Below are 14,468 nucleotides of genomic sequence, written 5' to 3'. Positions count from 1 at the left end.
CGTTGTATTCAGGACTGCTTTTAACTTAACGCTTGTTTCCAAACCACTTGCCAGCCATTAATGCCTAAAATGCCTTACGCCGGTAAATACCATCGCAATGCCATATTCATCCGCTTTTTTGATTGAATCTGCATCACGGACGGATCCGCCGGGCTGGATGATGGCCGTGATACCAGCTTTTGCTGCCGCTTCGACGGTGTCGTCCATCGGGAAGAATGCGTCAGATGCGAGCGCAGCTCCATCCGCTTTTGCCCCAGCCTGCTCCAGCGCAATCATAGCCGCTCCAACTCGGTTCATTTGACCGGCGCCGATTCCTAAGGTCATATCCTTATCCGCCACGACAATCGCGTTGGATTTAACATGCTTAACAACCTTCCATCCAAGCTTCAAGGCTTCCCATTCTGCCTCGGTTGGTTCACGCTTTGTCGGTACAGAGATTTCCGCATCGTCAAATCCATACGCATCCTGCTGTTGAACAAGCAATCCGCCTTCAATAGAGGACAGAGTATTCTCCTTCGCAGCCTCACCATCAAATGAGACCTTCAACAACCGGAGATTCTTTTTCGCCGTTAAAATTTCCAGAGCTTCGTCGCTAAAAGAAGGAGCGATGATAATTTCAAGGAAGATTTCATAAAGCTTGCGGGCAGACTCCCCATCAACCTCGCGATTCAAGGCGATGATCCCGCCGAAGATAGAAACCGGATCCGCTTCAAACGCCTTTCCGAAAGCATCAAAAATGTCCTTACCGACACCCACTCCACAAGGGTTCATATGCTTAACCGCAACCGCTGCCGGCTCAGAGAATTCTTTTACAATCTGCAAAGCCGCGTTTGCATCATTGATATTGTTATAAGATAGCTCTTTTCCGTGAAGCTGTTCCGCTGCCGCCACTGAAAAGGCTGAACCAAGCGGCTTCTGGTAAAAAGCAGCCTTCTGATGCGGATTTTCACCGTAGCGCAAGCTTTGCTTCAGCTCGTAAGTCACCGTCATTTTTTCCGGCCGTTCCTCGCCAGCAAGCTCTGTCATGTATTCAGCGATCAGTGCATCATACGCAGCCGTATGGCGGAATACCTTCGCAGCAAGAAGGCGACGGGTTTCCATTGTTGTTTCGTTCTGATTCTTGTACTCTTCAATCACCTGGTGATAATCTGCAGGGTCTACAAGCACTGTTATGTATTGATGATTTTTAGCTGATGCACGCAGCATCGCTGGACCGCCGATGTCGATATTTTCAATCGCATCTTCCGCTGTCACTCCAGGCTTTGAAATTGTTTCTTTAAAAGGATACAAGTTGACGCAGACAAGCTCGATTTGCTCGATTTCATTTTCAGCCAGCTGAGCCTGATGGGAAGGATCGTCGTACTTCGCAAGCAAGCCTCCGTGAATTTTAGGGTGCAGCGTCTTCACACGGCCTTCAAGGATTTCCGGAAAACCAGTTACATCGCTGATTCCGATGACAGGAACGCCACCTTCCTTGAGCGCTTTTTTGGTACCGCCAGTCGAGACGATTTCAAATCCAAGTTCGACTAGCTCCTTCGCAAATTCTACAATTCCTTCTTTATTCGAAACACTGATCAGTGCACGCTTTTTTCCCATTGTACTGCCTCCTCTTCTCCGTTCAACAGCTCCTCCAAAACGTCTGGATACATGCTGTGTTCAATCCGCTGTATTTTCTTCTGGAGCGACTCCCTTGTTTCGCTAGCATCGATCTTTACCGCAGCGCTCGCAATGATCGGTCCTGTATCCATTCCCTCGTCCACGAAATGGATCGTCACTCCTGTAGTCTCCACTCCGGCTGCCAGCGCCTGGCCGATCGCATCCTTCCCAGGAAAGGCCGGCAAAAGTGACGGGTGGATGTTCACGATTTTCCCTTCATATGCTTCAAGCAATGTCGGCCCGATGAGACGCATATATCCTGCAAGGACAATCATGTCGACATCAAGACTTATTAGTTTTTGTAAAATCTCTGCCTCATACTCTGCCTTGGTAGGAAAGCTTTTTGGACTGATCACCAGAGCAGGAATTCCTAACATTTCTGCCCGGTCGACAGCAAATGCGCCTGGCTTATCACATACAAGCAGCGAGATTTCAGCATTCAGGATACTTGCTTGTGCCGCCACGGCAATCGCTTGAAAATTGCTCCCGCTTCCCGACGCGAATACCGCTATTTTTTTCATAGCTCTTCACCAGCCACTTTCATCTCGATTCCTTCAATGCCAGTAACTGTGCCGATTACGGCAGCCTGCTCTCCGTTTTTGTTAAAAAACGCCACAACTTCATGAGCAATTCCTGCATCCACCGCCGCTACCATGCCAATCCCCATATTGAAGATATTATACATATCCTTGCGTTCAATTTCACCAAGGGATTCAATCGTCTTGAACACCTGCGGAATTTCCCAGCTGCCCTCTTCGATTTTTGCGCCCAGTCCTTCCGGCATCATCCGCGGTATGTTTTCGATGAAGCCGCCGCCCGTAATATGGGCCAGCCCTTTGAGTTCAAACTGCTTCTTTGCGGCAAGCACCGATTTTACATAAATACGTGTTGGCTTGAGTAGTTCTTCGCCCAGCGTACAGCCAAACTCTTCTACGTAACAGTCAAGCTCCCAGCCCGCCTGCTCGAAAAACACCTTGCGCACAAGCGAGTAGCCATTGCTGTGGATGCCACTTGATGCAAGTCCGATCAGCACATCGCCCTCTTTGATTTTCTGCCCTGTGATGATATCAGCTTTTTCACAGGCTCCGACCGAAAAACCAGCCAAATCGTATTCTTCCGGAGAGTACATCCCTGGCATTTCCGCGGTTTCCCCGCCGACCAGCGCACAACCAGCCAGCTCGCAGCCGTCGGCAATCCCTCTGACAATCGCTTCTATTTTTTCCGGCTGTGCTTTTCCGCAGGCGATATAGTCAAGGAAATATAATGGTTCCGCTCCCTGGACAACGATGTCGTTCACGCACATCGCGACCGCATCTATCCCGATTGTATCATGTCGGTCCATCATGAATGCCAGCATCAGCTTCGTGCCGACACCATCCGTGCCTGAAACGAGCACCGGCTCCTTCAGTCCAAGGCTGGAAAGGTCGAACATTCCGCCGAAACCGCCTAATGCACCCATCACACCAGGCCTGACCGTCCGATTCACATGCTTTTTAATCCTTTCCACCGACTCGTACCCGGCCTCAATATCCACACCAGCCTGCTTATACGCATTTGCCATGTTCATTACCTCCGATTTGGCTGTATTCTCTAAGTCTCTTGCCGTAGACGCTTCCTTTAAGGATTATGTGACCTTTCATTGCCATCCCGCATCTTTACGGGCACATTAAACACTTTTATGTGACCTTTAATTGCGTTCCCGCTTCCTTACGGGCACATTAAACACCTTTATGTGACCTTTAACTACGATTCCCATTCCTTACGGGCACATTAATCACTTTTATGTGACCTTTAATTGCAATTCTGCTTCCTTACGGGCACATTAACCGACTTTATGTGACCTTTAATTGCCAACCCGCTTCGTTACGGGCACATTAACCACTTTTATGTGACCTTTAATTGCCATTCCCATTCCTTAAGGGCACATTAAACACCTTTATGTGATCTTTAACTGCGTTCCCGCTTCCTTACGGGCACATTAATCACTTTTATGTGACCTTTAACTGCCATCCCGCTTCGTTACGGTCACATTAACTGATTTTATGTGACCTTTAATTGCCATCCCACTTCGTTACGGTCACATTAACCGACTTTATGTGACCTTTAATTGCGTTCCCGCTTCCTTACGGGCACATTAATTCCTTTAACACTTCTGCCCGGCAGGCACGGCCTGCGGATAGATCTCCGTTGGGTACTTCCCGGTAAAGCAAGCAAGGCACTGACCTCTTGTTTCGCCAGGTTCATTGTGCCCGATTGCCTCAAGCATGCCCTCGACACTCAAAAACGTCAGCGAGTCGGCACCAATCAATTCACGAATCTCTTCGACCGAATGATCGGAGGCTATCAATTCCTCGCGGGTAGATGTATCGATTCCATAAAAGCATGGATTCTGAATTGGCGGCGAGCTGATGACGACGTGCACCTCGGTCGCGCCAGCTTCCTTCAGCATCTTCACAATCCGGCGGCTGGTCGTGCCGCGCACAATCGAATCGTCCACCATAATCACACGCTTGCCTTCAACAATCCCGCGCACCGGTGAAAGCTTCATTTTCACACCCTGCTCTCTCAGTGACTGGGAAGGCTGGATGAATGTCCGGCCAACATAACGGTTCTTAATCAAGCCCATTTCGTATGGAATGCCTGATTCCTCTGCAAAGCCGATTGCCGCGGAGATGCTCGAATCTGGAACACCTGTTACAACGTCTGCCTGAATCGGCACCTCTTTTGCCAGCTGCTTGCCGAGATTTTTACGGGCAGCATGCACATTAATGCCGTGTATATTGCTGTCTGGTCTTGAAAAATAAATGTATTCCATCGTACAGATTGCCGTGCCCGAGCTCATTGAGTACATCTCAGAATGAAGGCCGTCTGCATCAATCACCAACAATTCCCCAGGGAGGATGTCTCTTACAAACTCCGCACCGACAATATCGAAGGCGCAAGTCTCTGAAGCTACGACATAAGCATCGCCAAGGCGGCCAAGCGAAAGCGGGCGCAATCCATGCGGATCGAGCGCGACCATCATTTCTGTTTCGGTCATGATTAAAAAGGCGTAAGCCCCCTTCAGCATCGGAAGTGCATTTTTCACACGGTCCTTCAGCTGGCTGAAGCCGCCGCGCTTTATTAAATGGGCAAGCACCTCTGTATCTGAACTCGTTTGAAAAATGCTTCCCTGGGCTTCAAGCTGATTCCTTAGCGCATCAGCATTTACGAGATTGCCGTTATGCGCAAGGGCCAGGCCGCCGCTCTGCGATTGGAACAGCAGCGGCTGGACATTTTCATAGCCGCCGCCGCCCGCTGTTGCATAACGGACATGGCCGATAGCACCTACACCCTGTATGTCTTCCATTGCATCAGCCGTAAAAACTTCGGTCACAAGGCCTTCGCCTTTTCTTCCCTTGAGTTCCTTGCCATCGGTCACCACAATGCCTGTACCTTCCTGGCCGCGGTGCTGCAGGCTATGAAGCCCGTAATACGAGATTTGTGCTGCCTCGGGATGTCCCCAGATTCCAAAAACGCCGCATTCCTCATTCAAGCCTTTTAGTTCAGCAAGCATGGGATGGCTCCTTTCCAGGCCATTTTCAGCCCCTCTACATCTTGATTGATCACGTTCTCACCGTTGACATCAACCTCTAAGACTGGAGTTTCAACGACTTTTCCGACCAACACCGCGTCTGTTAAACTCTCAAACTCGATCTGATTTTCTGGTTTTACGGATAAAATAAAGCGGGATTGCGATTCGCTGAACAAGGCAGATACAGCATTTCCTTCTAGTACTACCTCAGCTCCCAAACCTTTGCTGCCGATCACGGATTCAGCAAGCGCAACGGCCATACCGCCCTCGGCGACATCATGCGCAGAGGCAACCAGCCCATTTTTAATCGCTGTTAAAATCTGCGCTTGATAGCTTGCTTCCACTTCTAAATCAAGCTCAGGCGCCTTGCCAAAAATCTTGCCATAAACCATTTTCTGCAGCTCACTGCCACCGAACTCATCCTTCGTGTCACCCAGCATATAAATCAGATCGCCGGCATTTTTAAAATGCTGCGTCGTTACATGCTGCAAGTTTTCAACAAGTCCGACCATGCCGACAACTGGTGTCGGGTAGACAGCAGTTCCGTTTGTTTCGTTATACAAACTCACATTTCCGCCAATGACAGGTGTGCTCAATGTCCGGCATGCTTCACTCATGCCGTCGACCGCTTTTTCAAACTGCCAGAAAATCTCCGGCTTCTCAGGATTCCCGAAGTTCAGGCAATCCGTGATCGCCAGCGGTTCACCGCCAGAGCAGACGATATTGCGCGCCGCTTCAGCAACAGCAATCTTCCCGCCTGTTTCCGGATCAAGATAGATATAACGCGAGTTGCAATCAGTCGTCATCGCCAATCCTTTTTCTGTGCCGCGAACTCTTACTACCGCTGCATCGGACCCTGGAGACACAACCGTGCTCGTACGCACCATATGGTCATATTGATCATAGACCCACTCTTTGCTTGCAATCGTTGGCTGCTGCAGCAGCTGCAAAAGAGTATTTTCATAGTTTTCAACTTTAGGGATATCATTTTCCATCGCCTGGAACTCACGGAAATACGCTGGTTCGCTTGATGGCTTGTAATAGACAGGAGCCTCTTCAGCCAGGGCATCCGCAGGGACCTCAGCGACTACTTCCCCTTTATGTAAAAGACGAAGCATTTTGTCATCCGTAACTTTTCCGATTGCAACCGCTTCAAGCTCATACTTTGAAAAAAGATCGATGATTTCCTGCTCACGGCCTTTTTCGACTACAATCAGCATCCGCTCCTGTGACTCGGAAAGCATCATCTCATAAGCCGTCATGCCGGTTTCACGCTGCGGTACGAGGTCAAGATTCATCTCGATTCCTGAACCAGCCTTGCTCGCCATCTCGGCAGATGAACTGGTCAAACCAGCCGCGCCCATGTCTTGGATCCCGACAAGCGCGTCACTTTTCACAAGCTCCAGACATGCTTCCAAAAGCAACTTTTCCATAAACGGATCGCCAACCTGTACAGCAGGACGCTTATCTTCAGATGACTCATTCAATTCTTCAGAAGCAAAAGTCGCACCGTGGATTCCGTCACGGCCCGTCTTCGCGCCAACATACATGACCGTATTGCCAACACCATGTGCCTGGCCCTTTTTGATATCCTCATGGTTGATTAGTCCGACACACATCGCGTTCACAAGCGGGTTGCCCTCATAAGCAGCATCAAACTGAACCTCTCCGCCAACTGTCGGAATACCGATGCAGTTTCCGTAACCAGCAATCCCTGCAACAACCTGTTCAAACAAATATTTCACCCTTGGTGACTCAAGCTCGCCAAAGCGGAGGGAATTCAATAATGCAATTGGCCTTGCTCCCATCGAAAAAACGTCGCGGATAATTCCGCCGACACCCGTAGCCGCACCTTGATATGGCTCGATTGCTGATGGATGGTTATGGCTCTCGATTTTAAAAACAACCGCCTGGCCATCACCAATATCAACGATTCCAGCACCTTCGCCCGGCCCCTGTAAAACCCGCTCCCCCGTGACAGGAAACTTTTTCAGCACCGGCTTGGAGTTCTTGTAGCTGCAGTGCTCCGACCACATAACAGAGAACAATCCTGTTTCCGTATAGTTGGGCACCCGTCCAAGAATCTTTTCGGCAGAAGCAAACTCGCTGTCTGACAGTCCCATTTCACGATAAATCTTATCCTGTTTAATTTCCTCTGGACTTGGTTCAAGCATTAACCGCATTTGCTTCCCTCCATTGTTTGACGATCGATTTAAAAAGCTTCAGTCCGTCCGCTCCGCCAAGCAGCTCATCGACCGCGCGCTCCGGATGTGGCATCATGCCAAGGACATTGCCGCGTTCATTGATGATTCCTGCGATATTTTCAAGGCTTCCATTTGGATTTTCACCATTGTATGTGAACACGATTTGATTGTTTGTCTTCAAAGTAGCAAGTGTCTCCTCATCGCAATAATAGTTGCCTTCCCCGTGCGCAACCGGAATCGTGATGACCTCGCCCTGGTCGTATCCGGCCGAGAACATTGTCTCGTTATTTTCCACCTTCAGCTCTACCTGCTTGCAGATGAACTTCAGGCTGTCATTCCGGCGCATGGCCCCGGGAAGAAGCCCAGCCTCCAGCAAAATTTGAAATCCGTTGCAGACGCCAAGAACAGGTTTGCCGGCTTCAGCCGCTTTGACAACTTCCTTCATGACATTGCTGAACTGGGCAATCGCGCCTGAACGCAAGTAATCTCCATAAGAAAATCCACCTGGCAACAACACAGCGTCATAGTCTTCTAGACTTTCAGCATCATGCCACACATATTCCGCCTCTTCGCCAAGCTCATCTTTTACCGCGTGATACATGTCAATGTCACAGTTCGAACCCGGAAATACGATCACCGCAAACTTCACTGTGCAACAACCTCCTCGACTTCATACCTGTAGTCCTCAATCACCGGATTCGCCAGCAAGCGCTCGCACATCTCCTTCACAGCAGCGTCGACATCCTTCACCGACTCATCCAAAGTCAGCTCCATGTATTTACCGATGCGAACCTCCTGGATGCCTTCATAACCATGTGTCGCAAGCGCACTTTTCACAGCCGTCCCCTGCGGATCCAAAACACTTTCCCTTAACGTGACATACACCTTTACTTTATACATGCAATTGTCCTCCCAATCTCGTCAAAATGGTTTCGTAAGCATCTGTCAGATTCCCTAAATCACGGCGGAATACATCCTTATCAAGCTTCTGCTGTGTTTCCATGTCCCAAAAGCGGCATGTGTCCGGCGAAATCTCATCCGCCAGCAAGATGCTGCCGTCTGCATCCTTTCCAAACTCAAGCTTGAAATCTATTAAAGTAACACCAATCTCCGCGAAAAATCCGCCAAGAACCTCATTGATTTTCAAAGCCGCTTTCTTCAGTTCTGCGACCTCATCAGCTGTTGCAAGATCCAGCACATCGACATGATCATCGGTGATCAGCGGATCGCCAAGTGAATCATCCTTCAGGTAAAACTCAACGATTGGCCTCGACAGCTTTTTGCCTTCCTCGACACCAAGCCGCTTTGAAAAGCTTCCAGCAGCAAAGTTCCTCACAACCACCTCAAGCGGAATGATCGCAACTCGTGTTACAAGCTGCTCAATCTCTGAAGTTTTTTCGATAAAATGCGATTGGATTCCCGCTTCTCTAAGCTTCAAGAATAGCAAACTCGTAATCTCGTTATTCAGCCTGCCCTTGCCGACAATCTCCGCCTTTTTCTCGCCATTATAGGCCGTCGCTGAATCCTTGTATTGCACCCTTACTACCCGCTCGTCATCCGTTGCGTAAATCCGCTTCGCTTTCCCTTCGTATAACAGCTCTTCCATTTTAACGCCCTCCGATTGAGATAATTGGCAATCTTCAGTCACTTGCAGTTAAAGGAAGGGCAAGGATATCCTCGCCCTCTATTTATGTTCCTTTTTGAAAAATTAAAGACCTAGTCGTTCAAAAATCATATCAACATGCTTGATATGGTAGTTGTAATCAAAGCAGTCATCGATTTCCGCTTCGCTTAATAGCCCCGCGATTTTTTCATCGCTTTCGATCAGACTGCGGAATTGCACCTGCTTTTCCCACGCTTCCATCGCTCTTGGCTGAACTGTATCGTAAGCTTCCTCACGGGACATCCCCTTGTCGATCAAAGCAAGCAGCACACGCTGTGAGTAGATCAAGCCAAGTGTCCGGTCCATATTCCGTTTCATGTTCTCCGGATACACCGTCAAATTCTTCACGATATTGCCGAAGCGGTTAAGCATATAGTTCAATGCGATTGTCGCGTCTGGTAAAATAATTCTCTCTGCAGAAGAATGCGAGATATCGCGCTCATGCCATAAAGGCACATTCTCATAAGCCGTCGTCATATAACCGCGGATAACCCTTGCCATTCCGGTCATGTTTTCAGAGCCAATTGGGTTGCGCTTATGCGGCATGGCCGACGAGCCTTTTTGTCCCTTTGCAAAAAACTCCTCTACTTCACGGGTTTCACTTTTTTGCAAACCGCGAATCTCAACCGCAAACTTCTCAATCGAAGTCGCAATCAAAGCAAGCGTGGACATATAGAAAGCATGACGGTCACGCTGCAAGGTCTGTGTCGAAATCGGTGCCGGCTGCAGCCCAAGCTTTTCACAAACATATGATTCCACGAATGGATCGATATTCGCGTACGTTCCCACTGCACCAGAAATCTTGCCGAACTCGACGTCGCGAGACGCCATTTTAAACCGCTCAAGATTACGCTTCATTTCCTCCAGCCATAGCGCCAGCTTCAAGCCAAAAGTGGTAGGCTCAGCATGAACACCGTGCGTGCGCCCCATCATGACTGTGTTCTTATGTTCTCTTGCTTTATTAGTCAGAATCTCAACAAAGTTCTCAAGATCTTTCAGCAAAATCGCATTAGCCTGCTTAAGTACATAGGATAGAGCCGTATCCACAACATCAGTTGAAGTCAGACCATAATGCACCCATTTGCGCTCTTCTCCAAGTGTCTCTGATACCGCTCTTGTAAAAGCAACGACATCATGGCGCGTCTCTTCCTCGATTTCCTTAATCCGGTTAATATCAAAAGAGGCATTCTCGCGGAGTTTCTTTACGTCTTCCTTAGGAATATCTCCTAGCTCTGCCCATGCCTCGCATGCAAGAATCTCAACCTCGAGCCATGCCTTAAAGCGGTTTTCCTCTGTCCAAATTGCTCCCATTTCCGGTCTTGTATAACGATCTATCATCTCTTTTGTCCTCCGATCATATCTGCTGCGCCTTCCCAGATTCCGCTTCTCTCAGCTTCATCAAGCGCGATTTCTACTGTTTCTCGCGTAAGGGTCACGTGGCCCATTTTACGCTTATGTTCAGCTTCCTTTTTGCCGTATAAGTGAATTTTCCAATCCTGCAAGTCTGCGATTTTATCCAGCAATGGCTGCTGGTGTTGGCCCAGAATATTCACCATCACAGCCGGCTTCAGCAAGTTCGTACTTCCCATTGGCCAGCCGCAAACTGCCCTGATATGCTGTTCGAACTGCGACGTCTCACAGGCTTCGATACTGTAATGCCCCGAGTTATGCGGCCTTGGCGCCAGTTCATTTATGTAAAGCTCATCATTTTCAGCTAAAAACATCTCGACTGCCAACGTTCCAGTCAATCCTAATGCTGACGCAATTTGTTTCGCTGCCTCTATAGCCTTTGCTTCAGCCTTCATGCTGATTCTTGCAGGAACAATTGTCTGATGCAGAATATTTTCCTTATGAACATTCTCAGCCACTGGGAATACGCTCGTTTCACCATTTGCCCCGCGTGTGATGATCACCGAAATTTCCTTTTCAAACGGAATCCATTTTTCCAGCACACATGCACCCTGGCTGACTAATGTTTCTGCTAAATCGATATCATCAATAGACCTAAGAACCAGCTGACCCTTGCCATCATAACCGCCTCTGGCAGTTTTCAGGACAGCAGGTAATCCCAGCTCTTCGATTCCCGCTCTGACATCCTCAACCTTTGTCACAACCGCGTATGGAGCCACCTGAACACCCGCTGCCTCGATGTTGCGCTTCTCTTCTATCCTGTCCTGAGTAATTCGCAGCAATTCCGTGCCCTGCGGCACATACGCATTTTTATTCAACCATTCAAGGGCAACTGCATCTATATTCTCAAACTCATAAGTGATCACATCACTCTGTTCTGATAACTGCTTTATTTTTTTAAGGTCATCGTAACCGCCGACAATCTGCTCATCAGCTACCTGGCCGCATGGGCAATCTTCGGTCGGATCCAGCACGACTACTCTGAATCCCATCGCTTTTGCCGAGAGCGCCATCATCTTGCCAAGCTGGCCGCCGCCAATAATTCCAATCGTCTCTCCCGGTAAAACCACTTTAAACAAGCTCATCACTGCTTTCCATCACTGACGTTTTTGTTTCTTCCCTCAGCCGCTCCAATCTCTCGGCGACTTCTCTGTCAAATGCCCCAAGAATCTGCGCCGCAAGGAGACCCGCATTTGTCGCTCCAGCTTTTCCGATGGCTACCGTTGCAACCGGCACACCACCCGGCATCTGGACAATCGACAACAGTGAATCCAATCCATTAAGTGCTTTTGACTGAACTGGCACCCCGATCACAGGCAATGTCGTTTTCGCCGCTACCATTCCAGGCAAATGTGCCGCACCGCCAGCCCCGGCGATAATGACTTTGATCCCTTCGTCCCTGGCCTTCTCGGCAAATTCAAACATAAGATCAGGCGTACGGTGGGCTGAAACCACCTTTTTTATATAAGAAACTTCCAGCTGATCCAGTATGTCACACGCATGCTTCATCGTTTCCCAATCCGATTTGCTCCCCATAATGACTGCAACCGTCATATACTTACCCCCTTTGGAGTTAAAAAACAAAAAACCCGGATAGACTGCTTCCTCTAAATAGAAGAGAAAGTAGTCTGTCCGGGTGCATACGCAAAGAAATCCATAAGTGAACGCGATTTCTTTTCCCTTCACTTAAAAACTACTTTCCCTCATAGTCCGGCGATTTACGGTTACCGGGTAGAGACTCATGGGCCATATCCCCATTATTATACGAGGGAAAACTAAATTTCACTTTCGACATTTACATATTAACAACTAATTCGACTTATTGTCAATCTATAATCGAACATTAAATAATTTCTATTTTATATTGTTCGTGTTTAGGACTTTAAACAGCTAACGCAAGTCAGCTCTCAATTAACTTCGCTTCAAAAATGATCTGCCTGCCCGCAGGCTCATACTCGACTGCTCCGTTCTTTTCAACTTCCTTAAAAATCGGCTTCTCCATCCGTCGTATAGGAGCAAAGCCATCATTCTTCATTCTATTGAGACAATCATCGATTGATTCATGTTCAGCGACTTCATACATTTGCTTCTTTTTACCCTTACTCATGAAAACAGCTTTCCTTTCCGTACCGATTTTACCCAGAACCCGCCATGGATCGATTTTGGCTCATACGCGATGATAAATGCCTTCGGATCCAATTCCTTAATCTTCTCGTACAGCTTTAATTCATATTTTCGCGGCGTTAGAATCTGCATCGCCATCCGGTCGCCCTCAAGTCCATGTGCAGCCCAATCCGTCACACCGTAACCGAGTGCTCGCAAAGCCTTTGGCAGATCCACATCATACTCTTTCGTAATCACATTGATCGTAATATAGCCAAGTGCCAGCTTCTCTTCAATTTTCATCCCGACAATGACACCGATGCCATAGCCGACAGCATACGCAACCAAATTCTGTATCTGATTTAAATTATCAAGTACAAGGCCAAGCCCAACAACATAAACGACAACCTCTATCGTGCTGAGCCCAGCAGCTAAGTAACGCTGCCCCTTCAACGTCAAGATCATCCTGATTGTAAAAAAAGACACATACACAATATTGATGATTAAGATGATGGCCACCATGACAAAACTATTCTCCAGCATTCAAAACCCTCCAGACATCTCTTCTAATAATCCCTAATGTTCGCATTAAACAAATCACTTGTAAAGCAACTTGCAAAATCCCTAACGAAAAGATTCTTATTTTAAGGTTTCCTTAACCTTATGATTTGAAACTTCTTTACATAAAAATGATGGTGATTGACGAAGGGGCATGGAAAAGGATACCATTTTAAAATAAGAGATTACAGGGAGTTGTTAATATTGTTTTATCGGCGTAAATTCTACATAGTAAAAAATGATTTTGTAGAACCCTTCAATAAGCTTTTTACTGAGATAAACATGCCAAATCAACTGAAGCACGGAGCCAGACTGACAGGAAGATGGATGCTGCCACATGACGAGACAACGACAGAGATATTTGCGATCTGGGAATATGACAGCTATGAGGATTATATAGAAATAGAAAATCATGTTAGAAGCGATAAAGAACATCTGCAACGCATTAAAAATTGGTACGAAGAGAATGGCGGGAAGGAGTATGTTCAAAAACAATACTTTGTGGAAGCCAGGAACGAGAAGTTATATTCGACAATAGACACCGCAATCAAATATTAAACAGTCTAAAAAACCATCAAGCCTAAATCCGTGAACGAAAGGCTTGATGGTTTTCATTCATATTTTAAATCGGCTGACCGTATCTTTTAAAGTTTCAGCCATTGTTGATAGATTATTGGCCAAAGCTGTTATTTCCTCCATTGAAGCTAATTGTTCCTCCGCAGAAGCCGCTACATTTTGGCTATGCAAGGAAGATTCCTTTGATATAGTCGAGACTTCATTTACTGTTGCGGATACTTCCTCAGTGCTCGCAGACATCTGTTCCGCCGTGGCTGCCATATCTTCGATTCGTTCACTCATATTTTCCATAGATACAAGAATCTCCTGGAAGCTTCTTTGAGTATCCTCTACGATTCCCAAGCCGCTAATCACTTCTTTTTTCACCCGATCCATCGAATCATTTGAGTGTTCCATATCCGTTTGAATATGCCTGATTAACTCTGATATCTGAGAAGAAGAATTTTGAGATTGTTCAGCCAGCTTTCTGACCTCTGCAGCAACAACTGCAAATCCCTTCCCATGTTCTCCAGCTCTCGCTGCTTCTATCGCAGCATTTAAAGCTAGCAAATTGGTTTGATCCGCAATCTCGATAATCACTTTTGAAATGTTTCCTATCTGTCTGGACCTTTCATTTAACGAACTAATCAATGCACCTGTCTCGTTAACGGAAGAATGAATCATATTCATCTGACTCGCCGTTTCTTGAACATATCCTCCGCCTTTTTTCGCATGGTCACCAGCT

15 protein-coding genes and 1 riboswitch (1 of these 16 cut by a window edge) are annotated in these 14,468 nt (G+C 47.5%); of the genes, 1 reads left to right on the top strand and 14 read right to left on the bottom strand.

Annotated features, from left to right (window positions below):
- Positions 1–57: 57 nt before the first annotated feature.
- The 13 genes from purH to AC0VX7_RS01630 form a co-directional block, all read right to left on the bottom strand.
- A complete protein-coding gene (gene purH, locus AC0VX7_RS01690; RefSeq protein WP_475426371.1) occupies positions 58–1,596 on the bottom strand; it encodes a bifunctional phosphoribosylaminoimidazolecarboxamide formyltransferase/IMP cyclohydrolase in 1,539 nt (512 codons plus the stop codon).
- Positions 1,575–2,177 (bottom strand): phosphoribosylglycinamide formyltransferase, encoded by a 603-nt coding sequence (gene purN, locus AC0VX7_RS01685; RefSeq protein ID WP_475426370.1) that lies wholly within the window; start codon positions 2,175–2,177, stop codon positions 1,575–1,577. The genes purH and purN overlap by 22 nt, the downstream gene beginning before the upstream one ends.
- Complete coding sequence (gene purM / locus AC0VX7_RS01680; protein WP_475426369.1) at positions 2,174–3,217, bottom strand: phosphoribosylformylglycinamidine cyclo-ligase; 1,044 nt, start codon at positions 3,215–3,217, stop codon at positions 2,174–2,176. Before purM ends, purN begins: the two co-directional genes overlap by 4 nt.
- Positions 3,218–3,799: 582 nt before the next feature.
- Positions 3,800–5,212: an amidophosphoribosyltransferase gene (purF, locus tag AC0VX7_RS01675; protein ID WP_475426368.1), complete on the bottom strand. Its 1,413-nt coding sequence runs from the start codon at positions 5,210–5,212 to the stop codon at positions 3,800–3,802.
- Positions 5,197–7,413 (bottom strand): phosphoribosylformylglycinamidine synthase subunit PurL, encoded by a 2,217-nt coding sequence (gene purL / locus AC0VX7_RS01670; RefSeq protein ID WP_475426367.1) that lies wholly within the window; start codon positions 7,411–7,413, stop codon positions 5,197–5,199. The genes purF and purL overlap by 16 nt, the downstream gene beginning before the upstream one ends.
- On the bottom strand, positions 7,397–8,083 hold the full coding sequence (gene purQ / locus AC0VX7_RS01665; RefSeq protein WP_475426366.1) for a phosphoribosylformylglycinamidine synthase subunit PurQ: 687 nt from the start codon (positions 8,081–8,083) through the stop codon (positions 7,397–7,399). Before purQ ends, purL begins: the two co-directional genes overlap by 17 nt.
- On the bottom strand, positions 8,080–8,334 hold the full coding sequence (gene purS, locus AC0VX7_RS01660; RefSeq protein ID WP_215034889.1) for a phosphoribosylformylglycinamidine synthase subunit PurS: 255 nt from the start codon (positions 8,332–8,334) through the stop codon (positions 8,080–8,082). Before purS ends, purQ begins: the two co-directional genes overlap by 4 nt.
- On the bottom strand, positions 8,327–9,040 hold the full coding sequence (purC, locus tag AC0VX7_RS01655; RefSeq protein ID WP_475426365.1) for a phosphoribosylaminoimidazolesuccinocarboxamide synthase: 714 nt from the start codon (positions 9,038–9,040) through the stop codon (positions 8,327–8,329). The genes purS and purC overlap by 8 nt, the downstream gene beginning before the upstream one ends.
- A gap of 102 nt (positions 9,041–9,142) precedes the next feature.
- Positions 9,143–10,435 carry an adenylosuccinate lyase gene (purB, locus tag AC0VX7_RS01650; protein WP_475426364.1) on the bottom strand — a complete coding sequence of 431 codons (1,293 nt, stop codon included), beginning with the start codon at positions 10,433–10,435 and terminating at the stop codon, positions 9,143–9,145.
- Positions 10,432–11,592, bottom strand: a complete 1,161-nt coding sequence (gene purK, locus AC0VX7_RS01645; protein WP_475426363.1) for a 5-(carboxyamino)imidazole ribonucleotide synthase — start codon at positions 11,590–11,592, stop codon at positions 10,432–10,434. Before purK ends, purB begins: the two co-directional genes overlap by 4 nt.
- Positions 11,579–12,061: a 5-(carboxyamino)imidazole ribonucleotide mutase gene (purE, locus tag AC0VX7_RS01640; protein ID WP_475426362.1), complete on the bottom strand. Its 483-nt coding sequence runs from the start codon at positions 12,059–12,061 to the stop codon at positions 11,579–11,581. The genes purK and purE overlap by 14 nt, the downstream gene beginning before the upstream one ends.
- A 132-nt stretch (positions 12,062–12,193) precedes the next feature.
- A riboswitch (purine riboswitch) is annotated at positions 12,194–12,295 on the bottom strand.
- A gap of 112 nt (positions 12,296–12,407) precedes the next feature.
- On the bottom strand, positions 12,408–12,614 hold the full coding sequence (locus AC0VX7_RS01635; protein ID WP_475426361.1) for an NETI motif-containing protein: 207 nt from the start codon (positions 12,612–12,614) through the stop codon (positions 12,408–12,410).
- The gene (locus AC0VX7_RS01630) at positions 12,611–13,153 is read right to left on the bottom strand and encodes a DUF2179 domain-containing protein (RefSeq protein WP_475426360.1); all 543 of its coding nucleotides are present in this window, start codon (positions 13,151–13,153) and stop codon (positions 12,611–12,613) included. Before AC0VX7_RS01630 ends, AC0VX7_RS01635 begins: the two co-directional genes overlap by 4 nt.
- A gap of 219 nt (positions 13,154–13,372) precedes the next feature.
- Here AC0VX7_RS01630 and AC0VX7_RS01625 point away from each other — a divergent pair, with 219 nt between their 5' ends.
- Positions 13,373–13,726, top strand: coding sequence for an NIPSNAP family protein (locus AC0VX7_RS01625; RefSeq protein WP_215034876.1), 354 nt, complete (start codon positions 13,373–13,375; stop codon positions 13,724–13,726).
- A gap of 57 nt (positions 13,727–13,783) precedes the next feature.
- Here AC0VX7_RS01625 and AC0VX7_RS01620 read toward each other — a convergent pair whose 3' ends face one another.
- On the bottom strand, positions 13,784–14,468 hold the 3' end of the coding sequence (locus AC0VX7_RS01620) for a methyl-accepting chemotaxis protein (protein WP_475426359.1). Its footprint extends 1,022 nt past the window's final position; only the last 685 of its 1,707 coding nucleotides appear in the window; the start codon falls outside the window, past its right edge — the gene reads right to left on this strand; its stop codon occupies positions 13,784–13,786.

It is taken from the genome of Mesobacillus sp. QJM3NY_10, assembly GCF_056173465.1.
Note: the sequence above shows the minus strand (reverse complement) of the source record. Positions and strands in the feature narration are given on the sequence as shown.

Coding starts and splice junctions, on each gene's coding strand:
- purH (WP_475426371.1), bottom strand. CDS start 1,596: ATGGGAAAAAAGCGTGCACTGATCAGTGTTTCGAATAAAGAAGGAATT.
- purN (WP_475426370.1), bottom strand. CDS start 2,177: ATGAAAAAAATAGCGGTATTCGCGTCGGGAAGCGGGAGCAATTTTCAA.
- purM (WP_475426369.1), bottom strand. CDS start 3,217: ATGGCAAATGCGTATAAGCAGGCTGGTGTGGATATTGAGGCCGGGTAC.
- purF (WP_475426368.1), bottom strand. CDS start 5,212: ATGCTTGCTGAACTAAAAGGCTTGAATGAGGAATGCGGCGTTTTTGGA.
- purL (WP_475426367.1), bottom strand. CDS start 7,413: ATGCGGTTAATGCTTGAACCAAGTCCAGAGGAAATTAAACAGGATAAG.
- purS (WP_215034889.1), bottom strand. CDS start 8,334: ATGTATAAAGTAAAGGTGTATGTCACGTTAAGGGAAAGTGTTTTGGAT.
- purC (WP_475426365.1), bottom strand. CDS start 9,040: ATGGAAGAGCTGTTATACGAAGGGAAAGCGAAGCGGATTTACGCAACG.
- purB (WP_475426364.1), bottom strand. CDS start 10,435: ATGATAGATCGTTATACAAGACCGGAAATGGGAGCAATTTGGACAGAG.
- purK (WP_475426363.1), bottom strand. CDS start 11,592: ATGAGCTTGTTTAAAGTGGTTTTACCGGGAGAGACGATTGGAATTATT.
- purE (WP_475426362.1), bottom strand. CDS start 12,061: ATGACGGTTGCAGTCATTATGGGGAGCAAATCGGATTGGGAAACGATG.
- AC0VX7_RS01635 (WP_475426361.1), bottom strand. CDS start 12,614: ATGAGTAAGGGTAAAAAGAAGCAAATGTATGAAGTCGCTGAACATGAA.
- AC0VX7_RS01630 (WP_475426360.1), bottom strand. CDS start 13,153: ATGCTGGAGAATAGTTTTGTCATGGTGGCCATCATCTTAATCATCAAT.